The sequence below is a fragment of the Nonomuraea roseoviolacea subsp. carminata genome (assembly GCF_024172185.1).
Classification (GTDB): Bacteria; Actinomycetota; Actinomycetes; order Streptosporangiales; family Streptosporangiaceae; genus Nonomuraea; species Nonomuraea roseoviolacea.
On sequence record NZ_JAMZEC010000001.1, the window covers coordinates 8,477,424 to 8,501,135 of the forward strand.

Genomic DNA, 23,712 nt, shown 5'->3' on the forward strand with positions numbered 1-23,712 from the left:
GCAGCCGAGCCGCTGGACGCCTTGCACTGTGGATCTGCCGGCACCCGGCCGCGCCCGGCCGTGTGCCGGACCGGCCGAGGCGGCCAGGTCATCGGAGGCCGGGCCGGCTCACGCCGCCTCGTGAGGCGAACCCATCGCGCGCTCGGCCAGGGCGGCGGTCACCCTTCCTTGATCGCCGCCTCTACCAGGACGCGCGCCGCCCAGGTGATGGTCTCCTGCTCGGCCTGCGGGTCATCAAGGCCCCGGACGTCGCGCAGGGCGATCTGCGCCTCCCAGCCGACCACGATGGTCAAAGCCGAGATCAGGCGCTGGAACCGTTCCTCGCTGAGGGTGCTCCGGAGCGGCTTGCAGGCGTCTTCCAGCCATTTCACCCGGCGGGGAGTCCGGCGTGGAGCGGCTTGCTCCTGAGCATTGCCGTGTGCCGGATCGACGGTCAGCCGGATCAGCCGGCGGCCCAGGGGGAGCGATTGCGGTGAGTACTCCAGCAGCGTCCGGACGAGCGCCTCCACGCGGGCCACCGGATCGTCGGCGACCGCGGGGTCGCCCAGGGCCGCCTCGACCGGGGGCTCGTTGAGCGCGCCGGCCGTCGCGTCGATCAGCAGGTGATCGAGGGTCGGGAAGTGCATGTAGATCGTCCGGCGGGACACGTCTGCCTCGGCCGCGATCTCGTCGATCGACGGCGGCGCTCCGCCGGTGCTCAACCGGACCGCCGCGTCGACGATCGCCTTGCGGGTACGGCGGCGCTGCGCCTCACGTCCGCCCCGGCGTACGGATGGTTCGCTCGTCATCGTGCTCCTGTCGTTCCTCGGATCCCGGCTTGACGGTCGTTCACCACGTGAGTATATCTTGATGCATTGATTGCACGATAGTGCAATCAATGCATCAGTGTACGTATCCGATGCGCCGTGTCTGTCGCATGGCTCAGGCCGTCGGTATCTCATGCCCGACGGCCGGGAACAGAAGAACGGAATGTCACCATGAGCAAGGTCTGGTTCGTCACCGGCTCCTCCCGCGGCCTCGGCCGCCAGTTCGTGCAGGCCGCCCTGTCGCGCGGTGACCGGGTGGCCGCCACCGCCCGCACCACCACGAGCCTGGACGACCTGGCCGCCACCTACGGCGACCAGGTACTGCCTCTGGCGATGGACGTGACCGACAAGAACGCCGTCGGCCAGGCCGTCAAGCGGGCCGTCGAGCACTTCGGCCGGCTCGACGTCATCGTCAACAACGCCGGCTACGCCCAGATCGGCGCGATCGAGGAACTCACCGAACACGAGCTGCGCGAGCAGATGGAGACCAACCTGTTCGGCGCCGTGTGGGTGATCCAGGCCGTGCTCCCCCACCTGCGCGGGCAGCGTTCGGGGCACATCATCCAGCTCTCCTCGGCCGCCGGCCTGATCGCGCTGCCGCTCGGCGGCGCCTACCACGCCTCCAAATGGGCCCTGGAAGGCCTCAACGAGGCCCTGGCCGGCGAGGTCGCCGACTTCGGCGTCAAGGTCACCATCATCGAGCCCGGCGGCTTCGCCACCCGCGACGGCAAGAACCCCAACCCGCTCGACAACGGCCACGTCGCCGCACCCGACCCCGCCTACGACCCCCTGCGCCGGCGCCTCGGCCAGGTCGCCGGCAAGCAGCCCGCCGGCGACCCCGCCGCCGCCGCCCAAACGCTGCTCAAGCTGGTCGACACCGACAACCCGCCGCTGCGGGTCCTGTTCGGCCAGGGCTTCCAGTCGATGATCCAGCAGGCGTATGCCGACCGGCTCAAGACCTGGGCCGACTGGCAGGACCTGTCGGCGCAGGCCCAGGGCGGGGCCGACCTGCAGGCCGCGCTCTGAGCCGCTGCCTCGGATCCCCGCGACGCCGGGCTGCGGGCCTGGCCGCGGAGATCCGGCTCGCGGCCCGGCGCGAAGGAGCGCACACAGCCAGGCTGTCCGAGTCAGGCGCGTTGCCGACCGTCGCCGACTGTCCGCGGCCGAACGCGGCCGGGGCCGTCAGCTCGTCCCGCGCCCTCTCCATGCGCGCACGTGCGACACGTCGATGAGTTCGGCCCCGTCCCCGAGCGGCAGCGCCCCGGAGGTCCCGCCCTCGACGAACCGGTCGAGGAACGCCAGCGTGAGCGCCCCCACGAGCCGGGTGACGCCCTCCCCGTCGACGGAGCCGAGGTGGTCGAGGCGCTGCTTGCCGGGCAGCAGCGCCAGGTCCGTGAAGTCCCGGTGCGCGGCATCGGCGACCTTGACCCGGACGACGTCTCCACGCAGCCCCGTCCGGCCGAACTCCTCGTAGAACAGGTCGCTGTGGTGCCCGGCGCCCTGGAAGTCGGCGTACAGCCCGAGGACCGGGACGCGGGCGGGGCGGCCGAAGAGGTCGGGCGCGAGGTGCATGCCGTCGAGGTTGACGGCGGCGCGGGCGCGCGGGTCGGCCTGCGCGGCGCTCACGGCGGCGCTCCCCCCGAGGGACATCCCCATGTACGTCAGCCGCGCCAGGTCGCACACGCCGGCGAGGTCGCCGAAGGGGCCGTCCGGTGTCGCGGCCGCCAGCGCGTCGCCGACGGCGATCATGCGGTCGCGCCACTGCCCTACGAGCGGCACTATCCTGCCGTTCTCCCAGAGGTCGGCGTACCAGTCATGGCGGGCGTCCGGGTCGGCGCCGAGCGACGTGAGGCGCTCCAGCCGGGCGAACAGGTCGACGGCCGCGGCGAAGAGCGGTTCCCCCGATTCGAGCCGTGATCCGTCGGGCCGCGCGGCGAATCCGCCGCCGCGCTGCAGCACGCTGACGGCGACGTAGCCGTGGGAGGCGAGTTCGGTCATCAACGCGGTGTTCTGGCCGGGGTACAGGTCGGCGCCGTGGGAGAACACGATCGTCGGATGGGGGCCCGGGAGGGCCGGTGCGTCGCGGTGGTCGTGCGTGAGCGCCGCGGCCAGCAGCGCCGTGGTGGTGGCGGGCGGCCAGGCGGGGTTGCGGCGGGCGGTCCACTCCAGCAGCAGGTCCCGCTCACTGCCGGCCGCGTACGGCCGGGGCGGGGCCGCGTCCGCGGCCGCCGGGTACCAGACCCGCATCAGCAGCGGGCCCGCCTCGATGTCCCGGACGCCGGCCGGGTGAGGGCCGCTCGGGCGGGGAAGGCGTACCTCAGGCAGGCGTACCTCAGGCATCGGCGCCGTCCCCCCTCAGCCAGATCAGCCCGTCGCCGAGACGGCTGCGCCACCAGGTCTCGTCGTGGCCGCCGGCGAACTCGTGGTAGCGGTGGTCGTAGCCCTTGAGCGCGAGCACGTCGCGCAGGTGCCTGCTGGCGTGGATCTGGCCGGGGGTGGCGGGCGGCGGCCCCGTCTCGAACGCCCCGACCTCCTGGTGGATCCGGATGGGCACGGGGTCGGCCCGCCGGAACTCGTCGATGAGCGCGGGCGTCCTGGACCTGGCGCCGACGACCGCGGCGGCAGCCTGCGCTGCGGGGCCGGCGGGGCGGAGGTAGGCGCGCAGGGTGTCCGGGTCCCACCAGGCCGATCCCGACAGCATGAGGACGCCTCCGAACACGTCAGGGTGCTTGAGCCCGGTGTAGGCCGCGCACAGCCCGCCCAGGCTGCGGCCGGTGATGACGGTGGCGGCCGGGTCCTCGGTGAGAGGATGGCGCCGCCGCGCCCAGGGCAGCAGGTCCTCGGCCAGGTGGCGGGACCATTCCGGGTTGCAGGCGAGTTCCTCGCCACGGTCGCCCTGCTGGACGAACAGCGCCGCCGTCGGCGGGATCAGCCCCTCGGCGTGCAGGTTGTCGAGGACGGTGCTCGCGCTGTGGCCGGCGTGTCCGTCGAGCACGACCAGAACGCCCAGGGGAGCGCCCGCCCCGTCGTGGCCCGCCGGGAGGTACGTCCACATCTTCCTGCCGTCGTCGTACGCCTCCTCGCTCACCGTTCCCCTCGGGACGCCGGGGCGCCGCTCGGCCCACGACAGCGGCTCGGCGTCCGGGCACACCAGCACCGACTCCGGCGGAGGCGCGCCGTGCGCGGTCAGAGCGGCGAAGTCATGGGGTTCGCGGACCCGGGCGTACGGGTCGGGGACGCGCTCGGTCCCGGACGCGCCGACGACCTCGAAGCTGTAGGTGGTGCGCACGTCCGCCCGAATCCTCCAGGTGAGGAACCAGGTGGCGGTGCCCGGCACCGGCGTCAGGCAGCGCCGGTCCGGCGGGAGCCCGCTGACCGTCTCGTTCACCCTGACCTGCTCGACCGGCCGGTCCGCCTTCCACAGGAAGGTCACCAGGCGGGTCCCCGGGTCGTCGGGACACGTCTCGATCAGCGGCGTGCCGTCCGACCGCAGCCCGGTCCACAACCTCGCCTCGCTCCCGGCCGGATCGTCCGACTCGAACAGAGCTCTGATGCTCGGGCTGAGCACGTCGTCCCCCATGTCGCCGGTCTCTCCTTCTCGCTGGCTGCCTGGCTGAACGGAACCCAAGCACGGCACGGCGACGGACGGCCGAATCATGAGCGATCGGTCACGGCGGGCGGCGTGACGACGGATTCGTGCCAGGGGTCGAGCGGGACCACCCCGATCGAGCGCCCGTCCGCGTCCAGGACGCGGCCCATGCGTTTGACGACGCGCAGGGCGACCATCCGGTCCAGCACCTCCAGGGACGGGATCGCCCCCGTCATGCGGGCCTCGCCGTACGGGACGTCGGACACGTGGCGCAGCCATTGGCTGGCGAAGAGGTTCGGCCGGGCGGCGACGGCGAAGCTGCCCCGGTTCTCCGGCAGGGCGGCCAGCGCCCGCCCGACCGCGTCCAGCTCGGCGGCCGGCACCCGCAGGAAGTAGTTGACGAGGATCGGCCAGCCCGCGGCCTCCTGCGTGACGTCGCACCTGATCGACACCAGCCCGGAGGCGAGCATCGCCGCCACCCGCCGGCTGGTCGTCGAAGGGCTCTCGCCGACCTGCTCGGCGAGAGCCGCCACCGGGGCGCGGGCGTCGAGGCTGAGGGCGCGGAACAGGGCGCGGTGTCGTTCGGAGACGGCGAACGGCCGGGGCGCGCGCGGGGAGCGGCGGTCGAGGCCCCTGATCTCGGAGCGGGCCAGCGCGTCCAGGCGCCAGGAGCTGCCCTCGCCGTACACCTGGGTGATCGGGTAGAGCTCGGTGCGCAGCACGCCCGGCAGGGTTTCGATCCGGGCGAGCACGAGGTCGGCCAGGGCCTGGTGGGAGGCGGCCATCAAGGTCAGGAACAGGCTGCGGCCGGAGCCGGCGATCGTGATCGAGGCCACCCGCGGGTCGACGAGCAGGGCGGCGATCACCGCCTCGCGGTCGGACGGCGGGCACTCCACGTCGAGGTAGGCGGTCGCGAGCCGGCGCAGGAGCGCGGGACCTGGCGTCACCAGCACCGAGACCAGGCCGCGGTCCACCAGCCGCTGCCAGCGCCGGGCGGCGGTGATCGGGTGCATGCCACAGGCGGGGCCGACCGTCGTCCAGGGCGCTCGCGGCGAGACCTGGACCGCGTGGATCAGCCGGAGATCCTGCTCGCTGAGCTCCTGCCGCACGGATCCGTCACCTCCAGCCCTGAGTTTGCCGATTCGCTGACGATAGCGGCCACCGGAGGGACGGGCCTGCTGCACTCCAGCGACGAAGCCCATCCGAGCGGGAGGACGATCCGTGATACCCACCGGCCTGTTGGTGTCCCTGCGCCGAGCCCTGCACGCCGAGCCCGAGCTGGGGCTCGCGCTGCCCTCGACCCAGCGGCGGGTGCTGGACGCGCTGGGCGGGCTCCCGCTGGAGATCACCCTGGGAGCCGCCTCGACCTCGGTCACCGCGGTGCTGCGCGGCCGAGGGAGGCGCTCCGCGGCGGAGGGGCCGGTCGTCCTGCTGCGCGCCGACATGGACGCGCTGCCGGTCCAGGAGCGGACGGCGCTGCCGTACGCCTCCCGCGAACCGGGCGTGATGCACGCCTGCGGCCACGACCTGCACACCGCGATGCTCGTGGGCGCGGCGCACCTGCTGTGCGCCGCGCGCGACGACCTGCCGGGCGATGTGATCCTCATGTTCCAGCCGGGCGAGGAGGGGCATGACGGGGCCGCGGTGATGCTCTCCGAGGGGGTGCTGGAGGCGGCCGGTGCCGCGCCGCTCGCGGCGTACGCGCTGCACGTGCAGTCCGTACGGCGGGCCGGCGTGTTCGCCACCCGTGCCGGCACCGTGCTGTCGGGCACCGCGCGGATGCGCGTCACCGTGCACGGCAAGGGCGGCCACGGCGCCGTGCCGCACCGCGCGCTCGACCCCGTGCCCCCGCTCGCGGAAATGATCACAGCCGTGCACGCGCTGGTCACGCGCCGGTTCGACGCCTTCGATCCGGTGGTGGTGACGGTCGGCCACGTGTCGGCCGGATCGCACGGCACCGCCATTCCCGACTCGGCGTTCTTCGAGGCCACGATCCGCACCTACTCCGAACACAACCGGGTGGCGGTCCGCGGCCTGCTGCGCGAGCTCGTCACAGGCATCGCCGCGGTGCACGGAACCACAGCGGAGATCGACTACGGCGCCGAGCTGCCGGTCACCGTCACCGACCCGGCGGAGACCGCCTTCGCGGGCGGCACCATCGAACAGCTCTGGGGCACGCGACGGTTGGCCGCGATGCCCCACCCGCATCCCGCCTCCGAGGATTTCTCGCGCGTGCTGGCGCGGGTGCCCGGGGCCTTCGTGTTCCTGGGCGCGCGCCCGGCGCGGCTGAGCCGTGACGAGGCGCAGGAGAACCACTCGCCGCGGGCGGAGTTCGACGACGCCGTGCTGGACGACGGCGCGCGCCTGCTGGCCGAGCTCGCCGCCCGGCGACTGCGTGCCGCCGGCCTGGTCACATGAGCTGGTCGACGTCCGCCCTGCGGATTCATGGGAGGAGATGGGGGAGGAGGCGGGCGAGCGCCCTGTCCGGGTCGGGTTCGGCGGACAGGGCGGCGGTGAGCAGCAGCCTGGCCTTGGGCGCGCCGAGGTCGCCGGCGAAGACGGCGCCGGCGGCCGCCAGGTCCGCGCCCCCGCCCGCGCCGTAGAGGGGCACCACGGGACCGCGGCGGCAGCGCGAGGTCACCAGCACCGGAACGCCTGCGGCGACGCACTCGCGGACCTCGTGGAGCACCCCCGGGGTGGGGTTTCCCGCGCCGAGCGCCTCCAGCACGATGCCCCGCGCGCCCGCGGCCCGGGCAGCGGCGAGGTAGGTGCCGTCGGCGCCCACATAGACGGGCACGATGTCCACCCGGGTGGCCGGCCCGGCCAGCTCGGCGAGGTCGAACCCGGCGGGACGGACCGGGATGGCGCCCACGCGCACGTGTCCGCCGTACACGTGCCCGATCGGGCCGTGATCGGGAGAGGCGAACGCGTCCAGGGCCACGGTGTGTGCCTTGGTGACGTACCGGGCGGCGTGGACGCCGCCGGCCATCGCGATGACCGCGCCGAGCCCGCGGCCCGCGGTGGCGGCGGCCACGCGCACGGCGTCCGCGAGATTGCGGGGCCCGTCGCCGTCGGGCTCGCCGGCATGCCGCTGCGACCCGGTGAACACCACGGTCCGGTCCGGGCCGAGGATCAGGTCCACGAAGTAGGCGGTCTCCTCCATCGTGTCGGTGCCGTGGGTCACCACCACGCCGTCCACGCCGGGTTCGGTGACCGCCGCGCGCACGCGTTCGGCGATCCGCCGCACACCGTCGAGCGTCAGGTTGAAGCTGTGGACCAGCATCGCCTCGTCGATCTCGACCGTCACCTCCGCCGGAACGGTGCCGACCAGGTCGCGTCCGGGGACCGCCACGCTCACCGCGCCCTCGTGGCCCCGGCGGGAGGCGATCGTGCCTCCTGTCGTGATGACGCGAACGCGCACGCTCATCGAGACAGCCTCTCCTTCTGCCGCACGCCGGTCCCGACCAGGGTCGCGGCCCTTCTCGTGAGCACGTAGTACAGCCCGCCCGCCACCAGGCTTCCGGAGAGCCAGGAGAAGTCGGTGCCGTCGAGCGCTCGCGCGATGGGCCCCTGGGTGGCGGGGGTCATGCCGTACTGCCAGCTCCACGCGGCCACCAGCCCCAGGCCCAGGCTCGTCATCGCCTTCCAGCTCACGCGGCCGTACGGTGAGGCGTCGTCGCGATAGAGCGAGGCCACCTCGATCCGCCCTCTGCGCAGGACGAAGAAGTCGACCAGCACGATGCTGGCCCAGGGGCTGATCCAGACGAGGATCGAGACCATCCAGTGATCGAACGCGCGGGCGAAGCTGTCGGCCTGGACGAACACCGCCAGCACCACCGAGGCGACCGCGCCGGCGACGAGGGTGACCTTCCACCGGGCGGCGCGGACGCCGACCGACAGGGCGGCGAGCGAGCAGGAGTAGAGGTTGAGGATGTTCGTGGCGACGGGCCCGTGCATGATCAGCACCAGGACCGGGATGGCCATCACGCCGAAGACGCTCGTCACCAGGCTGGACGGATCGGCGCCACGCCCCGCGCCGGCCAGGTACGCGCCCAGCGCGGCGAGCCACACGGTCGGCACGTACGTCCCCAGTGCCGTGGACCAGAACACCGCGCGACCGGACGTCCCGGCCCGGACGAAGCGGCTGTAGTCGGCGGAGTAGGGCAGCCAGCTGATCCCCCAGCCGATGCCGATCGCGGTGAGCAGTTGCGTCACGGCGGTGATCTTGGAGCCGGTCGTCGCCGCGGCGGCGGTGGTCCAGTCCGTGTCGGCGTGGGTCACGGCGAGCACGGTCATGACCGCCATGACGAGCACGGTCGCCGGGACGGTGTACTTCTCGAAGGTGCGGATGGCGTAGAAGCCGTAGAGCGCCAGGCACAGCTGCACAGCCATGATCACGGCCGCGACCAGGTACTTCAGCCCGGTTCCGCCGTGCACCCCGAGCTGCGCGAGGATCGCCAGGACGAGGTCGAGCACCACCCAGGTGTTGACGCCCACCCAGCCCATGGTCAGCAGGCCCTGGACGACGCCGGGGACGATCGCCCCCCTGCGGCCGAAGGCGGCGCGGCCGAGCACCATCTGGCCTACGCCGGTACGGTGGCCCGTCAGGTTGAACAGGCCGAACACCGCGCACCCGGCGAGATTGCCGATGGCCACCACGGCGATCGTCTCGATCACGCTGAGGCCCAGCGTGACGCCCAGGGCGCCGAGCACCCAGTTGATCGGCGCGATGTTGGCGCCCATCCAGATCCAGAACTGCTGCCAGGCGCTGGAGTCGCGAGCCGCGGGCGGGATGGGTTCGATGCCGTGATCGTCGAAGCGTACCTCCGAACGGTCGGCCGGGCCGGTGTTGCTGCTGGTGGCCATGGTGTCCTCCTCTGTGTGACACTTCACACCAAAACACCCGTTACCGCCGCCAAGGGAGTGGATGAAGCTCTAGTAATTCGTTCGACTGTTGTTTATCTTCACAGTGTGTTCACGCTGAGTTCTCTCGCAGAGAACGCCTCACTCGGACTGCGCGTGCTGGTGCCCGGCCCGCCGGGCGCGATGGACGAACCCCTGGACTGGGTCCACAACACCGAGCTGCCCGACCCCTCCCGCTACGTCAGGGAACGGGAGCTGGTGCTGACCAACGGCCTGTGGACGGCAGAGGTGACACCGGCCCAGTTCGTGGCCAACGTCCGGGGGGCCAGAGCCGGCGGCATCGTGTTCGGGCTGCGGGCCGAGATGCCGCGCACCCCGGACGAACTGGTGAAGGCGTGTGAGCAGGCCGGGCTGCCGCTGCTGGAGATCTCCATGGAGGTGCCGTTCACCGCCATCTCCCACGCGGTCTCCGGGCTGTACACCGAGCAGCGCCAGCAGGCCCTGGTGGGCATGGTGCGCCGAGGCGACGCCCTGGCCACGGCGATCTCGCGCGGAGCCGGCGCCTCCGGCGTGCTCCGCGTCCTCACCCGCGACCACGACCTTCCGCTGGCGGTGGTCGACCGGATGGGCAGACTGCTCGCCGCCGCCGGGGCCGAACTGGACGACGAGCAGTCGCTCATCGTGGCCGCTGGGCTGGCCAGGCGGCCGCCGGCGCTGGAGCTGCGGCTCCGCGACGGCCTCGCGGCCCTGTACCCGGTCGGCGCGGTGGGTGACGTCGACGCGGCGCTCATCTGCCTGCGCCCGCTCTCCGCTCTCACCCCCATCGAGCGGGAGGCGCTGGAGCAGGCCGCCAAGTTCCTCAGCCTGGAAGTGGCCAAGCAGCAGGCCGTGCAGGCCATCGAGCTGCGCTTCGCCAGCGAGCTGCTGGAGATGGTGCTGTCCGGCGCGCAGCGCGCCGCGGAGGTGGCCGAACGGCTGCGCACGTTCGGCGTGGACCCCACCGGGCCGCTCGCGGTCTGCGCGGTGGCCTTCGCCGACGAGAAGGGGCCCACGGCGCACGGCCTCGCCGAAGTGGTGGGCGAGTTCTTCGCGCGAGAGGGAGTGCCGTCCGTGGTGGCGGGCGGCACCCAGGACGTCGTGGGAGTGCTCACCTGGCGCCAGCCGGAGCACGACCTGGCCAGGCTCGCCGAGAGCCTGGTCCAGTCCGTGGACAAGCGGTTCCCCGGCTCGCGGTCCGTCGCCGGGCTCGGCGGCATCGCCCCGCATTCGGCGGAGCTCAGGCAGCCGTTGGTGCACGCGCGGGAGGCGTGCCGAGTGCTGCGCCGCTCGCGTGGCGGCCCGCCGGTGCGCAGCTTCGTCGAACTGGGCACGCACCGGCTGCTGCTCGGCCTGGTGGACCCCGCCACGCTGCGCGGATTCTCCGGCGACCTGCTGGCTCCCCTCAGGGAGCACGACGCCAGGCGCGGCAGCGACCTGGAACGGACGCTGCGCACCTTCCTGGATCACGACGGGCAATGGGCGGCGACGGCGGCGGCCCTGCACGTCCACGTCAACACGCTGCGCAACCGGCTCACCAAGATCACCGACCTGACGGGCAGGGATGTGGCGCGTACGGAGGGCCGGGTGGATCTGTTCCTCGCCCTGACCATCGACGCCATGGGGTGAAGGGCCTCACTCGGGGTAGACCGCGGGATCGACGGCCGGCGGCTGCGGTCTGCGCGCGAGCAGGCTCCGGTCGGCCGCCGCGGCCCGCGCCACGTCCCTGCAGCGGGCGAAGCGCACGTCGCCGCACTCCAGGGCGTACTCGATGAAGCGGCGCAGTGCCATGGCGCGGCCGGGCCGGCCGGACAGGAAGGGATGGACGCACAGGTTGAACAGGCACCGGTAGTGACGCATCCCGTCGAGCTCGGCGCGCCACAGCTCCAGCACCTTCGCCGGCGACTCGATGACCGCGCCGACGTGCGGCGCCGGCAGGAAGGCGTACTGCTCCCAGTCGTCCAGCGACCAGTGAACGGGCAGCTCCACGACGTCGCCCGACGCCGTCCCCACCCGGTACGGCCGGTCGTCGCCCATCAGCGAGGAGTCGTAGAGCAGGCCGTGCTCCGCCACCAGCGCGGCCGTCTGCCAGGACGCCTCCCACAGCGCGGCCCGGTGACCGGCGATCTCGATGCCCTGGGCGTCGAACACCGCGAGGCCGCGTTCGAAGTCCGCCCGCTCCTCCTCGGGCGTCATCGACGTGGGCGGGCGGTGGCTGTAGGAGTGGTGTGCCACCTCGTGCCCGCGGTCGACGATCGACCGCGCCAGGCCCGGCCGCTGTTCGGCCACCCAGCCGGGCACGAAGAACGTGGCGGGGACGCCGAGCTCGTCGAGCATCGCGAGGATGCGCGGCAGCCCCACGTCCGGGCCGTACGCCTGGTGCGACATGGTCGTCGCATGGCGAGCGTAGCCGCGCCCCTGGGCGAGGATCGGCGTCTCCGCATCCACGTCGAAGGTGAGGGTCGCGACGGCCGCGGCCGTGCCGTACCAGCTGTCACTCACGTGGCACACCTGCCTTCAGTACCGGAACGTCACCGTCTGGCGTCCGGCCGCGTCACACCGCGGCCCTGGCCGCCTGCTGCCACAGCCGGGCGTTGCCCAGGGTGGCCATGGGCTGCAGCATCATATGGTCGAACCGCTCCAGCGGCCGGCTCTCGGCGAGGCGGTGGGGCAGGTCGGGGTTGGCCAGCGCGCCGCGCGCGATGGACACCACGTCGGCGTGTCCGTCCGAGAGCACCTGCGCCGCTTGAGCCACGTCGTGCATGCCGCCGTTGGCGATGACCGGCAGGCCGGTCACCTGGCGCGCCAGACCGGTGATCGTGACGCCGCCCTCCAGCCTGGCGGTCTCGATCCAGTCCCGTCCCTCGCTGGCGATGTGCAGGTAGCTCGCGCCCGCGGCGGCGAGGGCGGAGAAGATGATCCGGGCGTCGTGCGCACCCCCCGGCCAGCGGTAGACGAAGTCGTTGACCTTGGTCTGCGAGAGCCGCACGCCGACGCAGAAGTCATCACCGACCTCCGCCTTGATGGCCGACACCACCTCGGCCGTCAGACGCACCCGGTTCGCGACGGGGCCGCCGTAGGAGTCGTCGCGCCGGTTGGTGTAGTCCGTCAGGAACTGGTCCAGCAGGTAGCCGTTGGCGGCGTGGATCTCGACGCCGTCGAAGCCCGCGGCGCGGGCGCGGGCCGCCGAGGCGGCGAAGCCGCGCACCGCGACCTCGATGTCGTCCGCCGTCATCGGCTTGGGCGTCGGCCACCGTCCGTGCCCGCCGTACTCGGGCATCTTCTCCCCGACCGGCGGCACGGCCGAGGGACCGGCGGTCTCACTCCGATAGGGGTTGCCCTGCGACAGCGCGCCGGCGTGCATGAGCTGGAGGACGATGGGGACACCGGCCTGGTGCACCCGGCCGGTGATCTCGCGCCAGGCGGCCACGTGCTGCTCCGTGACGATTCCCGGCTGGTTGAGATATCCCTGGCTGTAGACGGCGTCGGTGTACGTGCCCTCCGTGATCAGCAGACCGAACCCGCCGTCGGCGAAACGCGCGTAGTAGTCGGCCATCTCGGCGGTGGGCGTGCCGTCCGGTGCGGCGGAGACCCTGGTCATCGGGGCGACCGCGAGCCGGTTGGCCAGATCGATGTCGCCGATCCGGGTCGACAGCAGGGCGGGATGTGATGCGCTCATGATGGTTCGCCTCCTCGGCGTGGAGAGTCTGGTCAGTTCTGGGCGCTGACGTCGATCGCCAGCGACGTGGGCTCGCTGCCGTTGATGCCGACGAGATCCTGGGGGCAGGAGGAGACCACGAACACGCAGTCCATGGCTGCCTCGAAGGTGATGGCGTCCCCCGGTCGGCTGACGGCGGGCAGCCAGCTGAGCTGCGCGTTCTCGCCGACAGGAATCCGCATGAACACGTTGACGGGCTGGGGGGTGAAGGCCACGGACAGCCCCATCGCGGCGAGCGCGCGACGCAGGTTGTCCGCGCACGAAGGGTGCGAGCCCGTCACGCCCAGTCCGGCGTACCGGGCCGGGTCACAGGCGGCGATCAACATGTCGTGCCAGCCTGGCGAGGTGTCGGAGACGAGCGTGAGTATCGGCCGCCGCCGGTCGGTGACGAACGGCTCGCCCTGCGCGGGGAACAACCGGCTGGTCGTGGCGCGCGTGTGGGCGGCGCTGAGGTGCTCCGTCACGTCCTCGGCGGCGAAGGCGAACACGTCGCCGACCTGGCCACCTTCGAGATCGACAACGCTCACGCGCTGCCCGGCGGCCAGGCGCACCGCACGCGCCTCCCGTGCTGGGACGACCGTGCGCCCCACGGCTGTTACGGAATCCATGCCGCAAGGCAATCATCCGACCGCCTCGCAGAACCATGGAGATTCATCCAGTGTTCAAGCCTAGGGCTCACCGAACGCACAACCAATGCGATGGTCCTCACGCGCGCGGCAGGCCAGGCGATGCGGCCACCCGTGCGAGGAAACCCGTCTGCCGCCCGTCGAGCCGCAGGGTGAGGCGGCCTGGTCCGTCCGCTACGGGGTCGTCATGCCGCTATCGCGACCCATCGGGCTCTTATGCGTCCGCTCAGTCGTCGACCTCCTGTGCCGCGGCGGCGATCGGCTCGAGCCCCGCGATCAGCTCATCGAGCTCGTCCGCGCCGAGCACGTCGTAGGCCGGGGCTGCCAGCTCGTCGGTGAGGGCCTCGATCCGCTGCTTGGTCTCCCGGCCGGAGCGGGTGAACCCGCCCGCGGCGTCCACGAGGCCGCGCCCGCGCAGCCCGTCGACGACGGCGGCCAGCTGTGCCTTGGGCAGATGGTGGATCCGGCCGAAGTCCTCCGCCCTCATCCCGAGGGAGAGAGCCATGAGGACGTGGGACTCGGTGCCGCCGATGCCGTGGGCGACGAGGGCGGCGTTGTGGCCGTCTCCGCGGTGCTCGCGCAGCAGCGTCGCCGCGTGCCAGAGCCTGGCCACCGGCTCCTCGGGTACGTCGAGCGCCCGGAGCCCGGCGTACAGCGCTCGGCCCTCGGTCGGCGCGCTGACCGCCGCTCGGGTGGCGAGGCCGGCGACCCGTACCAGACCGGGGGAGTCGGCGAGCTCCCCGAGCCTTTTCCGCAGGGCGGCGGCGCTGCTCCGCTCGCGTACGGCGATCGCCTCCTGCGGGGTGACCTTCCCCCACACCCACGGGATGTGGCGTGCCACCTCCCCGTCGGCGAAGTTGTAGAAGACCGCGTGCACCACCTCGGCGGGTGCCTGCCCCAGCGGCGCGGCCCGGCCGGCGAAGTATCCGTCCCAGTAGTCGCGCATGCCCAGGGCCAGGAACGCCTCGTTCGGCACCTCGGAGAAGGTGACGGTGGCGATCGGCTCGACGAGCTCGAACATGCGGTGGACCTTGGCCTGTGGGTGCGGCATCGTTCGGATCTCCTGTGGTCGTGACCGCGCCCCGATGGGCGGCCTCTCACCCTGGCTACGAACGACGCGACCCGGATCCGACAACTCCGGTCGATTCTGCCGGACAGCGCCGAGGTGTCACACGAACTCGGCCCTCCACTCGGGTTCGTGCGATGAGCCCAATGTAGCGAGCCCGTGCATGCCCAACCCTGAGCACGGCCTCCGCGCGCGTCATCGACGACGTACTGTCGCGAGACGATTACTTGCGGGAATTCTACATTCCCGCAAGTTACTGGCGGCCTGGCGCGACACAACGGATCCGATTTTCTGATTTTGATTTTCTGAAAAATCAATAATGGTACGGTGCTGCTGTGACCGCAGAGACAGGCGTGGTGACGCCGTGCAAGCACTGTGGAGCGCCGATCGAGCAGCGGCAGGGGAGAGGCCGTCCGAAGGCGTACTGTCCCGAAGGCGACTGCCAGGCCGCCGCCAAACGGGAAAGGGAGCTGCGTCGCGCCACCCCGGGGCTGGAGGGGGCGCTGGCCAGGGCCGAGCAGCTGTACGAGCGGATGGAGAGCGGCCTCGCCGCCGCCATCGAGCCGCTCGCGCACGCGCTCGCCCAGGAGCTGAGCCCCGCCGGCGTCGAGGCGAAGCTGAGCGCCGTGCAGGCCGAGGCGCACACGCGCGTGGCGGTGGCGCGTGCCGAGCGGGAGCAGGCGTTCGAGCAGGTACGGCTGGCCCGCGAGGCGGCCGAGCACGCCCGCAGGGAAGCGGCGCAGATGCGGCTGCGGGTCGAGGAGGCCGAGACCGAGCGCGACACCGCCCTCGGCGACGGCGAGCGGGCGCGCGAGCAGGCCCTCGCGGCGCTGCGCGAGGCGGCCAGCACCGAACGGCAGGCGTTGCAGGAGGCCGAGAAGTCCGCGCGCCGCGCCGAGCAGGCCGAACGGCGGGCGAAGGAGGCGGCGGCCAGGGTCGAGCTGGCCGAACGGGCCCGCGACCAGGCGGTGCAGGAGCTGGCCGAGCGGGTGGAGACGGCCGAGGCCCGTACGCGGGAGGCTCAGGAGCAGGCCGTACAGGCTGGTGAGGACGCCGAGCTGGCGAGGTCGGAGCGCGACCGGGCGCTGGAGGAGGTGGCCGCGGCGGTACACGCGCGGCAGGAGGCCGAGCGGGAGGTGGCGGCGGCCCGGGCCCGGGCGGAGGCGGCGGAGCAGGAGCGGGACCGGGCGGTCGCGCGGGCGGAGAGCGCCGAGCGTGCCGCCGCGCAGGCGGAACGCGACCGCGCCGTGGCCCTCAACGAGCGGGCCGCGGCTCTCAACGAGGCCGAGCAGGCGCGGGACAACGCCGCCGCCCTCCTCTCACAGGCGCGGGAGAGCGCCGCGGCCGAGATCACGCAGGTACGGCAGGACGCCGCGGCGGAGATCGAGCAGGTGCGTCAGAGCGCTGCCGCCGAGGTGACGCAGGCGCGTGAGGCGGCCGCGGCCGAGGTGGCGGAGGCCGGGCGTGACCGCGAACGGATGGAGCGCGAGCTCGCCGCCCTGGCCGAGACCCTGGAAACGGCCCGTCGGGAGGCCGCCGAGCTGGCCGAGCGGGAGGCGGCACGCCGGGCCGAGGCCGTGGCCGCCGAACGCGAGCGGGCCGAGGCCTTGTCGGGCGAGCGTGACGAGCTGCGGGTGGAGCTCCGGCTGGAACGGGCGCGGCTGGACGACGTACGGGCGCAGTTGGAGGCGGTCCGGGCCGAGGCGGCGGAGCTTCGGGAACGCGCTGTGGCGGCGGAACTGCGCAGCGGCCGGAACGGTTGAGGCTCCGGAGTTGCGCAGCGGCCGGGCGGTCAAGGGTGCCGGAGTTGCGCAGCGGCCGGGGCGGTTGAGGGCGCCGGGCCGTCGCCCGACCTGGGCCAGGCAACAGGTCCCGTTCTCGGAGCTGTCGTTGATCAGCGGCACCAACTCGAAGGTTTCCGCGATCCGCCACGTCAGGGTGTTCGGGCCTCGATGTGGGCGAGGTGGGCGGCGAGGATCTCCTCGAAGGCGGCTCGGCGGTCCGCTCCGAGGGGGCGGATGTCGCGGGCGAAGTGGGCCAGGGCGGGGAAGCGCTCGGGGTCGGCGCCGAGCACCGCGACGCGGAACTGCTCCATGCCCTGTTCGTACTCCTCAGGAGTGAGGGTGCTGATCCCGGCCTCGGCGGCGATCAGCGCGGCGAAGAGCACCATGATGCGGTGGTATCGCGCCGGGATCTCCTCGTCGGGCAGGCCGGACGCGCGCAGGGCCTGCAGCAGCTCCTCCATGATCAGACGGGAGCCGGCGCCGCCGGACCCATAACGTCCCCACACCGCGGCGAGTGGGGGTTGCTCGCCGAAGGCCTGGCGCAGGCGCAGGGCCAGGGCGGTGACGCGCTGCTTCCAGTCGCCCTCGGGACGGTAGCCGTCCATGGCGGCCAGCAGGATCCGGTCGGCGACCGCGCGCAGCAGTTCGGTCTTGTTGCGGAAGTGCCGGTAGAGGCTGGAGGAGTCGGTCCCGAGCGCCGCGGCGAGTTTGCGCACGCTGAACGACTCGGCGTCGCTCTCGCGCAGCAGGCCCGCTGCCGTGTCCAGGATCTCGTCGGTCGACCATCGCCTTCGGCCGGTCATCTCGCCCCTCTCGTCCGGGCTCAGCCTAGCCCATGCATTTGCCTGTGCACTTACAGATGCACGCGGTGCGTGCATAATGAGGGCATGAGCGAGCCCACAAGGGGAGAAGGAGACATGAGCCAGGTGACTGTCGCGGCCCGGCCGCCGGAGCCCGACTTCGAGGCGATCACCGACGAGGAACTGATCGTCTACCGCGAGGCGGAGAACGGCTGGCGGGCGTCCGGCGCGGCGCGGGCGATCCTCGGGGAGCCGGACCCCGGGGCCGCGATCGAGTGGCGGGAAGTCGCGTTGCCGGGCCGCGACCTGCCGGTCCGGGTCTACCGGCCGGCCCCGGCCGATGGGGACGAAGCCGCCGCCCAGACCGACCTGCCGCTCGTGGTCCATGTCCATGGAGGCGGTTTCGTGGGCACGGCGGCGCAGTGCGACTGGACCAGCAGCCGCCTCGCCGCCCGGCTGCCCGCACTCGTCGTCTCGGTCGAACACCGCCTCGTCGCCCCGGACAGCCCGCTCGCGAACGCCGCCGACGACGGCTGGGACGCGCTCCAGCATGTGCTGCGGCACGTGGAGCAGTGGGGCGTCGACCCGGCGCGCATCGCCGTGTTCGGCGAGAGCTTCGGCGGGCTGATCAGCGCCCTGACGGCCGTCCGGGCGCGCGACGCCGGCCTGGAGCTCAGGGCGCAGGTGCTGGTCAACCCCGTGGTCGACGTGACCGACACGATGGACGGATACCCCTCCGTCGCCGAGTACGCGTACAGCCCGACCCGCGCCATGCCGCTGCTGCGGCTCCTGCGGCGGCTCGCCGTCCCGCCGGGAACCGACTCCCGCGCGTTCTCGCCGCTGTACGCGGACGACCTGAGCGGGCTCGCCCCGGCGCTCGTGGTGGTGCCCACCCAGGACGCGGTCGCCGATCACGGCCGCCGCTACGCCGAGCGGCTGCGCGAGGCGGGGACGCCCGTCCGGCTTTCCGAGTACCCGGGCGCGAGGCACGCGTTCCTCACCCTGCCCGGCGTGGAACCCCAGGCGGAGGCCGCCCAGGCGGAGATCATCGCGTTCCTCGGCGCGGCCCTGGCGAAGTGACGGAGGAATGATGCGCCCCACCTTCGGACCCGACGGCCCGGCGGTCTCCCGACTCGGCCTCGGCTGCATGAGCATGACCGGCATCTACGGCCCCGCCGACCCGCAGGAGGCCGCGGCCACGCTGCTGGAGGCCCTCGACTCGGGCGTCACCATGTTCGACACCGGTGATTTCTACGGCGACGGAGCGAACGAGGAACTCCTCGGCCGGACCCTCGCACCGCACCGCGACCGCGTCGTGCTGGCCACCAAGACAGGGGTCCGCCGCACCGCCGAAGGGCTGGTCCCCGCCGGCTCACCCGACGACCTGCGGCGTGCCTGCGAAGCCTCGCTGCGCCGGCTGCGCACGGATCACCTCGACCTGTACTACCTCGCCCGCGTCGACCCCGCCGTCCCCGTCGAGGAGTCCGTCGGCGCCCTGGCCGACCTGGTCGCCCAGGGCAAGGTGGGCCACATCGGCTTGTCCGAAGTCTCGGCCGCCACCCTGCGCCGCGCCCACGCCGTCCACCCGGTCAGCGCCGTCCAGACCGAGTACTCGCTGTGGGAACGCCATGTCGAGGACGACATCCTGCCCACGATCCGCGATCTCGGCGCCACCCTGGTCGCCTACAGCCCGCTCGGCCGCGGCCTGCTCACCGGGGCCGTCCGCACCACCACGCGCTACGAGCCCGGCGACTTCCGCGCCACCGCTCCCCGCTACACCGGCGACGACCTCAAGGCCAACCTGGCCGTCGTCGACGCCATCACCCACATCGCCGCCGCCAAGGGCGCGACCCCGGCCCAGATCGCCCTCGCCTGGCTGCTCACCCGCGGCAGCGACGTCATCCCCATCCCGGGCAGCTCACGCCGCCCCCACCTGCGCGACAACCTGGCCGCCCTCGACCTGCACCTGACCGCGACCGACCTCGGCGCCATCGACGCCGCCGTCCCCGACACCGGGGCGCAGGGGTCCCGATACGGTGACCACGGCATCGCCCTGATCGACCGGTGAAGAAAGAAGCGCCCTGGTGAGCTGCGGTGCCTCAGGTGGGTGATGTTCGGGGCTGGACGGCTGTCGCGCCGGGCATGGGGCAGGCCGACGACCTGGTCGCTGTCGGCGGCGGCCTCCAGGGCAACGGTGGCTGTCGCGGACAGCCTGATCGCTGCGGCTCCGGCCGGGGCGCCGTGGGTCACTCCGTGGAGGGTGGGGTGACGGGCTCGCCGGGAGTTTCCGCGGCAGGTCGGAGAGTGTCCGTGGCCTGGGCGCGGTCGAGTTCTGCCGGGTCGTGCGCGCAGAAGATGTCCACCTCTCCGGTGCGCGCGAGGTCGTTCAGCCGTCGCTGTTGTTGACACCAGGCCGACCCGCTGCGCGCCTCACCTGTACTGGTGGAGGAAGGCGGAGATACCGGCGCGGGTCGGGTAGTTCGGCAGGGGCGACGGCTCGTCCTGGAGGAACGCCGTGATGACGGCGGCGGCACGCTCGCTGTTGTCGTCGAGGCCGTTCCACAGGCGGTGTCCGACCCCGGGCATGTATTGGGTTCGCTCGATGGCGGGGTCGGCGGCGAGGATTGCGGTCTGCCATTGGCGTGTCTGTGAGGAGCATTCGGCGATCATCAGCATCGCGGGGGTCCGGGAGCGGCTCAGCTCGGGGGCGATGGAGGGCGAGTCCCTGATCGTCTGCTGGATGCGTAGGCTCGCGGCGGCGTTGAAGGAGAAGTTCTCCGCGGTGTCCTCAGTGGGGATGCGGCCGGCGTCCCGCGCGCAGTAGGCGGAGGCGGTGTCGCTGCCGAGATCGGCGGCCTTGAAGGCGTTGACGCCTTCGGCCTGCGTGATCAGTCCGGTGTCAGGCGGCAGGAGCCCGAGTTGGATGAGGCCGAGCGCGACGGCGTACCGGGGGACGCGCGTCGCCCGCGCTCCGGCCGGGGCCAGTGCGAGGCCGCGCGCGGACGGCCGCCCCTGTCGCCCGGTGATCAGTGCGGTGGGGCCGTCCATGGGGCCGGGCTCGGCGATGATCGCCCGGTGCACACGGGCCGCGGTGGCCGGGGTGGCCAGAGCCCGGGTGAGCACGATCGCGCCCGCGGAGAATCCGAGGACGTCGGCCCGGCCCTTGCCCAGGCGGTCGATGAAGGCGGCGAGGTCGCGTACGGACCTGGAGATCGTGTACTGCTCCATGGGCAGCAGGTCGCTCCGCCCGCCGCCGGGGTGCTCGTAGGCGTACACGTCGTAGCCCTGTCCGGCCAGGAGCCGCAGGAAGCGGTGATCGAGCACGGAGATGGAGCGGACGGGTCCGCCGTGGAGGTAGACGAGCGGCGTAGGACGGCGGGGGGCGGCGGCGGGATAGTGGTAGACCGCGACCCGGCTTCCCGTGCTCAAGCTCCAGTGCTCCGTCGCGATGAAGGGCAGGTCAGGCGGGTACTGCCGGGTCGTGGGAACGGTGGGGACGCAGACCGACGCCGTGAGCGCGGTGGCGGCGACCACCGGGACGAAGGGCCACAGCCGGCCCGGCCAGGTACGGCCCCGGCCTCGCCACAGTGCGGCGACGATGCCGACTGCCAGGGCGGTCAGCCAGGCGGCGAGCCCGAAGCGCGCGCCGTCCGTCAGAACGACTAGGGCGAGGAACAGCCCGGCCAGCCCCGCGACGGCGAGCAGGGCCAGGATCAGACGGCCGAGGAGGCGGAGGGGAACGGGGAGAGACATATAAGTTTCCAAACGCTGTTTCAAAACGACGTTTGGAAACGCTACCAGCTCGGCTAGGCTGGTCGTCGTGGGAAGGCCGAGAATCAACGACGACTCCGTGAAGGACCGCCTCATCGAGTCCGCGACCGAGATGTTCGCCACGCACCCACGAGAGTCGATCACCATCCGCGCCCTGGCCGCCGCCGCCGGGACCGCGACCGCCGCGGTCTACTCGCTGTTCGGCGGCAAGGACGGGCTGATCGCCGAAGTACGCAACAGGGCGGTCGCCGGGCTGTCCCAGGAACTGTCGGCGGCGCCGACCTCCGACGACCCCCTCGCCGACCTCTATGCGCTTGCAGTCGCGTACCGGCGATGGGGACGTGAGCACCGCCACCTCTACACGGTGTTGTTCGGCGGCGTGCAGAGCTTCGACCCGTCCGGCGAAGTGGGCACCGCAGATCCCGTCAGGCCGCTCATCGAGGCGATAGATCGCGCTCGGTCGGCCTCCGCGCTCTCGGGTGACGCGACCTCCATCGCGCTCTCCCTCTGGGTGACCCTGCACGGTCTGGTGACTCTTGAACTGGCCGGGGCCCTCGACACCACCACGGCCGAGACCACGCTCCGCTCGGCGATCCCCGCCGCGCTGCGCGGCTGGGCGGCCTGACTTCGTCGCGTGCCCTTGCCGTCCGTGCATCACCAGCACCATCTCGGCACCTCATCCCGGCCTGATCGGTCTAGCATCCAGACCGCCGAGCGCCACGCACAGCAGGCCGAACAGGCCGCCCAGCGGGCGCGTACCGGCGCCGAGCGGCAGGTGGCCGCGCTGACCAGCGCCTACGAGGGCCAGATCGCCGCGATCGAGGCTCACGCTGCAGCCTCAACGTCACGAGCCCAACCGGGCTGTGCAAGGTGAACGGTCAGGCGGCGGTGGGGGCGTCGGCCAGGTCGGCGGCCTGCGCCTGGGGGAATTCGGCGGTGAGGGTGAACCGGTCATGGCCGTCGTGGACGAGGAGGCGGCCGCCGGCTTCCTCGGCTCGTGAGCGCAGATTCGTCAGGCCGGTGCCGGTGCGTTCGTCGCTGGTGGGGCGGACGCCGTCGTTGGTGATGCGCAGCCGGTAGGTGCCGCCGTCGCGAGTGGCCTCGATGGTGCAGAGGCGGGCGTGGGAGTGCCGGACGATGTTGGTGACGGCTTCGCGCAGCACGATTGCCAGGACGCCGCCGAGGCCGCGTGGGACGGGCGTGGCGAGGTCGACGCGGGCCTGGATCCCGGCGGCGGCGAGCATCGAGCGGGCCGTGGTCGCCTCCTCCTCCAGGTGCAGGTCGGCCCGTTCCAGGGTGATCGACCGCAGTGACGCCAAGGCGTGCTCGGCGAGTCCGGTCAGCTCGGTGAGCTGCGCGCGGCTGGCGTCGGAGTCGGTGGCCATCACGCGTGCGGCCAGTTCGCCCTTCAGAACGAGTGCCGACAGCTGGAAGCCGAGCAGATCGTGCACGTCTCTGGCGATGCGCAGCCGCTCTTTCACCACCGCCAGCCGGCTCAGCTCGCGGCGTGCCTCATCCAGGCGCGCCAGCATGACGGGCAGCGCGCACAGCGCGTAGACCGGGATCAGGAACGCGGTCGTGGCATGAAGGCGTTCACCTGGCCGCTCAGCGGCGCCCGCCACCAGGTGATCTCGACTGCGCCGATGATGAGGAGCACCGTGGTGACCCATGACCGGGCCGGCCGCAGCTGGTACAGCATGACGCCTCCGACCAGCGTGGCGTATGACGGCGGGACGGCCGGGCCGACGATGATCAATGCCAGAAGCAGCAGGACGATCTGCAGGGGAACGGTCACCTGCCACGCCTGCGGCGGCGCCCCGCCCGGACGTGGGTAGACGTGCCGGAGCTGGAGGAGGGAGATCGGCGGGAGGAGCACGGCCGCGGCCAGGATCTGCGCGGGTGTTGTGGATCCCGCACCGGTCTCCGGGCTCGGCGCCAAGTTCAGGGCGGCCGAGGCGAGGTGGTCGGTCTCGATCAGCAGCAGCACGGCGAAGGCCAACCAGGGCGCCGCGCCGACCGGGCCGGGTGAGCGTGCCATGCCGCGTCTCTTCCCGGCCGGGATCCACGCCTCCACCTCCGAGTGGACCTCCAGGTGCCCGCCGAGGTCGCCGATCTGCACGGCCGTCTCTCGTAGCGCGTGGGCCAGTGCGTCGCTCCACTCGTGACCGGACACGTCGGGCGGCGTCCCGGCGAAGGTCACCCGCAGGCGCGCCGACCCGTCGAGGTGGATCCGGCACTGCTCGGGGGCGCCGCGCCGCAGGACGCTGAACGGCCGCCAGCGCCGCGTCGGCCGCGGCCGGGAGCGTGACCGGGGCGGCGCGGACCGTGACCCGGGTTCCGGCCGCGTGCAGGACCGTCCGCGCCGCCTCGATCTCCGCCGCCAGCGACCGGTCCCGGTAGTCGTCGGCGACCGAGCGGACCTCGCTCAGCGCCGCACGCGCGGTGCGGATGGCGCCGGCGAGGCGGGCCGGGTCCAGGTCCGTGGCGGTCCGGCGCAGCGCGACCAGGACCTGGGTGAGGCGGCCGCCCAGGGCGGCGCCCAGGCCGCGGGCGATCCGCAGCCGTTCCCTGGCGACTTCCAGTTCGGCCGCCTCGGCGCGGGTGCGCTGGAGGTCCTGGGCCAGCTGCGCCAGCCGTGCCACAGCGAAGAAGG

22 protein-coding genes are annotated in these 23,712 nt (G+C 72.7%); 7 read left to right on the forward strand and 15 right to left on the reverse strand.

Going from position 1 to position 23,712, the window contains the following annotated elements; all coding sequences use genetic code 11:
* Positions 1–158 precede the first annotated feature (158 nt).
* Complete coding sequence (locus HD595_RS39310) at positions 159–941, reverse strand: TetR/AcrR family transcriptional regulator (protein ID WP_308211329.1); 783 nt, start codon at positions 939–941, stop codon at positions 159–161.
* 36 nt (positions 942–977) lie between these two features.
* Between HD595_RS39310 and HD595_RS39315 the strand changes: the two genes are divergently transcribed.
* Positions 978–1,832, forward strand: a complete 855-nt coding sequence (locus HD595_RS39315; RefSeq protein WP_253778335.1) for an SDR family NAD(P)-dependent oxidoreductase — start codon at positions 978–980, stop codon at positions 1,830–1,832.
* A 156-nt stretch (positions 1,833–1,988) separates the two neighbouring features.
* Here HD595_RS39315 and HD595_RS39320 read toward each other — a convergent pair whose 3' ends face one another.
* The 3 genes from HD595_RS39320 to HD595_RS39330 all read right to left on the reverse strand — a co-directional run bounded on the left by HD595_RS39320 (position 1,989) and on the right by HD595_RS39330 (position 5,504).
* Complete coding sequence (locus HD595_RS39320; protein WP_253778337.1) at positions 1,989–3,146, reverse strand: dienelactone hydrolase family protein; 1,158 nt, start codon at positions 3,144–3,146, stop codon at positions 1,989–1,991.
* Positions 3,139–4,386 carry an alpha/beta hydrolase gene (locus HD595_RS39325; protein WP_253778339.1) on the reverse strand — a complete coding sequence of 416 codons (1,248 nt, stop codon included), beginning with the start codon at positions 4,384–4,386 and terminating at the stop codon, positions 3,139–3,141. The genes HD595_RS39320 and HD595_RS39325 overlap by 8 nt, the downstream gene beginning before the upstream one ends.
* A 74-nt stretch (positions 4,387–4,460) precedes the next feature.
* Entirely contained in the window at positions 4,461–5,504 is a 1,044-nt protein-coding gene (locus HD595_RS39330) for an Lrp/AsnC family transcriptional regulator (protein WP_253778341.1), read from the reverse strand.
* 112 nt (positions 5,505–5,616) lie between these two features.
* On the opposite strand from HD595_RS39330, the gene HD595_RS39335 reads away from it, so the two are divergent.
* Positions 5,617–6,813: a M20 metallopeptidase family protein gene (locus tag HD595_RS39335; RefSeq protein WP_253778343.1), complete on the forward strand. Its 1,197-nt coding sequence runs from the start codon at positions 5,617–5,619 to the stop codon at positions 6,811–6,813.
* A gap of 25 nt (positions 6,814–6,838) precedes the next feature.
* On the opposite strand, the gene HD595_RS39340 is transcribed toward HD595_RS39335, so the two are convergent.
* Positions 6,839–7,822, reverse strand: a complete 984-nt coding sequence (locus HD595_RS39340; protein ID WP_253778344.1) for an asparaginase — start codon at positions 7,820–7,822, stop codon at positions 6,839–6,841.
* Positions 7,819–9,261, reverse strand: coding sequence for a purine-cytosine permease family protein (locus HD595_RS39345; protein ID WP_253778345.1), 1,443 nt, complete (start codon positions 9,259–9,261; stop codon positions 7,819–7,821). Before HD595_RS39345 ends, HD595_RS39340 begins: the two co-directional genes overlap by 4 nt.
* Positions 9,262–9,366: 105 nt before the next feature.
* Here HD595_RS39345 and HD595_RS39350 point away from each other — a divergent pair, with 105 nt between their 5' ends.
* Positions 9,367–10,923, forward strand: a complete 1,557-nt coding sequence (locus tag HD595_RS39350) for a PucR family transcriptional regulator (protein ID WP_253778347.1) — start codon at positions 9,367–9,369, stop codon at positions 10,921–10,923.
* 6 nt (positions 10,924–10,929) lie between these two features.
* Here HD595_RS39350 and HD595_RS39355 read toward each other — a convergent pair whose 3' ends face one another.
* From HD595_RS39355 to HD595_RS39370, 4 genes are all read right to left on the reverse strand, one after another.
* Positions 10,930–11,796 carry a polysaccharide deacetylase family protein gene (locus tag HD595_RS39355; protein ID WP_253778349.1) on the reverse strand — a complete coding sequence of 289 codons (867 nt, stop codon included), beginning with the start codon at positions 11,794–11,796 and terminating at the stop codon, positions 10,930–10,932.
* Between the two features lie 52 nt (positions 11,797–11,848).
* Entirely contained in the window at positions 11,849–12,973 is a 1,125-nt protein-coding gene (locus HD595_RS39360; RefSeq protein ID WP_253778351.1) for an oxidoreductase, read from the reverse strand.
* Positions 12,974–13,005: 32 nt separating this feature from the next.
* Positions 13,006–13,620: a DUF1989 domain-containing protein gene (locus tag HD595_RS39365; protein ID WP_253778353.1), complete on the reverse strand. Its 615-nt coding sequence runs from the start codon at positions 13,618–13,620 to the stop codon at positions 13,006–13,008.
* 244 nt (positions 13,621–13,864) lie between these two features.
* On the reverse strand, positions 13,865–14,689 hold the full coding sequence (locus HD595_RS39370; protein WP_253778355.1) for an SCO6745 family protein: 825 nt from the start codon (positions 14,687–14,689) through the stop codon (positions 13,865–13,867).
* Positions 14,690–15,039: 350 nt separating this feature from the next.
* Between HD595_RS39370 and HD595_RS39375 the strand changes: the two genes are divergently transcribed.
* Positions 15,040–16,467: a coiled-coil domain-containing protein gene (locus HD595_RS39375; protein WP_253778357.1), complete on the forward strand. Its 1,428-nt coding sequence runs from the start codon at positions 15,040–15,042 to the stop codon at positions 16,465–16,467.
* 170 nt (positions 16,468–16,637) lie between these two features.
* On the opposite strand, the gene HD595_RS39380 is transcribed toward HD595_RS39375, so the two are convergent.
* A complete protein-coding gene (locus HD595_RS39380; protein ID WP_253778359.1) occupies positions 16,638–17,291 on the reverse strand; it encodes a TetR/AcrR family transcriptional regulator in 654 nt (217 codons plus the stop codon).
* A gap of 114 nt (positions 17,292–17,405) precedes the next feature.
* Here HD595_RS39380 and HD595_RS39385 point away from each other — a divergent pair, with 114 nt between their 5' ends.
* Complete coding sequence (locus HD595_RS39385; RefSeq protein ID WP_253778361.1) at positions 17,406–18,368, forward strand: alpha/beta hydrolase; 963 nt, start codon at positions 17,406–17,408, stop codon at positions 18,366–18,368.
* Positions 18,369–18,375: 7 nt separating this feature from the next.
* Entirely contained in the window at positions 18,376–19,356 is a 981-nt protein-coding gene (locus tag HD595_RS39390) for an aldo/keto reductase (RefSeq protein ID WP_253778363.1), read from the forward strand.
* A 362-nt stretch (positions 19,357–19,718) separates the two neighbouring features.
* Here HD595_RS39390 and HD595_RS39395 read toward each other — a convergent pair whose 3' ends face one another.
* The gene (locus HD595_RS39395; protein ID WP_253778365.1) at positions 19,719–21,041 is read right to left on the reverse strand and encodes an alpha/beta hydrolase; all 1,323 of its coding nucleotides are present in this window, start codon (positions 21,039–21,041) and stop codon (positions 19,719–19,721) included.
* 67 nt (positions 21,042–21,108) lie between these two features.
* Between HD595_RS39395 and HD595_RS39400 the strand changes: the two genes are divergently transcribed.
* Positions 21,109–21,684: a TetR-like C-terminal domain-containing protein gene (locus tag HD595_RS39400; RefSeq protein ID WP_253778367.1), complete on the forward strand. Its 576-nt coding sequence runs from the start codon at positions 21,109–21,111 to the stop codon at positions 21,682–21,684.
* 51 nt (positions 21,685–21,735) lie between these two features.
* Here the strand turns inward: HD595_RS39400 and HD595_RS39405 are convergent, their stop codons facing one another.
* The 3 genes from HD595_RS39405 to HD595_RS39415 are packed head-to-tail and all read right to left on the reverse strand — an operon-like array spanning position 21,736 to position 23,259.
* Complete coding sequence (locus HD595_RS39405; protein WP_253778368.1) at positions 21,736–21,888, reverse strand: hypothetical protein; 153 nt, start codon at positions 21,886–21,888, stop codon at positions 21,736–21,738.
* 49 nt (positions 21,889–21,937) lie between these two features.
* Positions 21,938–22,681 carry a sensor histidine kinase gene (locus HD595_RS39410; RefSeq protein ID WP_253778371.1) on the reverse strand — a complete coding sequence of 248 codons (744 nt, stop codon included), beginning with the start codon at positions 22,679–22,681 and terminating at the stop codon, positions 21,938–21,940.
* Positions 22,624–23,259 (reverse strand): hypothetical protein, encoded by a 636-nt coding sequence (locus HD595_RS39415; RefSeq protein ID WP_253778373.1) that lies wholly within the window; start codon positions 23,257–23,259, stop codon positions 22,624–22,626. The genes HD595_RS39410 and HD595_RS39415 overlap by 58 nt, the downstream gene beginning before the upstream one ends.
* Positions 23,260–23,712: the final 453 nt, after the last annotated feature.

Coding starts and splice junctions, on each gene's coding strand:
- HD595_RS39310 (WP_308211329.1), bottom strand. CDS start 941: ATGAGATACCGACGGCCTGAGCCATGCGACAGACACGGCGCATCGGAT.
- HD595_RS39315 (WP_253778335.1), top strand. CDS start 978: ATGAGCAAGGTCTGGTTCGTCACCGGCTCCTCCCGCGGCCTCGGCCGC.
- HD595_RS39320 (WP_253778337.1), bottom strand. CDS start 3,146: ATGCCTGAGGTACGCCTGCCTGAGGTACGCCTTCCCCGCCCGAGCGGC.
- HD595_RS39325 (WP_253778339.1), bottom strand. CDS start 4,386: ATGGGGGACGACGTGCTCAGCCCGAGCATCAGAGCTCTGTTCGAGTCG.
- HD595_RS39340 (WP_253778344.1), bottom strand. CDS start 7,822: ATGAGCGTGCGCGTTCGCGTCATCACGACAGGAGGCACGATCGCCTCC.
- HD595_RS39345 (WP_253778345.1), bottom strand. CDS start 9,261: ATGGCCACCAGCAGCAACACCGGCCCGGCCGACCGTTCGGAGGTACGC.
- HD595_RS39360 (WP_253778351.1), bottom strand. CDS start 12,973: ATGAGCGCATCACATCCCGCCCTGCTGTCGACCCGGATCGGCGACATC.
- HD595_RS39365 (WP_253778353.1), bottom strand. CDS start 13,620: ATGGATTCCGTAACAGCCGTGGGGCGCACGGTCGTCCCAGCACGGGAG.
- HD595_RS39370 (WP_253778355.1), bottom strand. CDS start 14,689: ATGCCGCACCCACAGGCCAAGGTCCACCGCATGTTCGAGCTCGTCGAG.
- HD595_RS39380 (WP_253778359.1), bottom strand. CDS start 17,291: ATGACCGGCCGAAGGCGATGGTCGACCGACGAGATCCTGGACACGGCA.
- HD595_RS39385 (WP_253778361.1), top strand. CDS start 17,406: ATGAGCCAGGTGACTGTCGCGGCCCGGCCGCCGGAGCCCGACTTCGAG.
- HD595_RS39390 (WP_253778363.1), top strand. CDS start 18,376: ATGATGCGCCCCACCTTCGGACCCGACGGCCCGGCGGTCTCCCGACTC.
- HD595_RS39395 (WP_253778365.1), bottom strand. CDS start 21,041: ATGTCTCTCCCCGTTCCCCTCCGCCTCCTCGGCCGTCTGATCCTGGCC.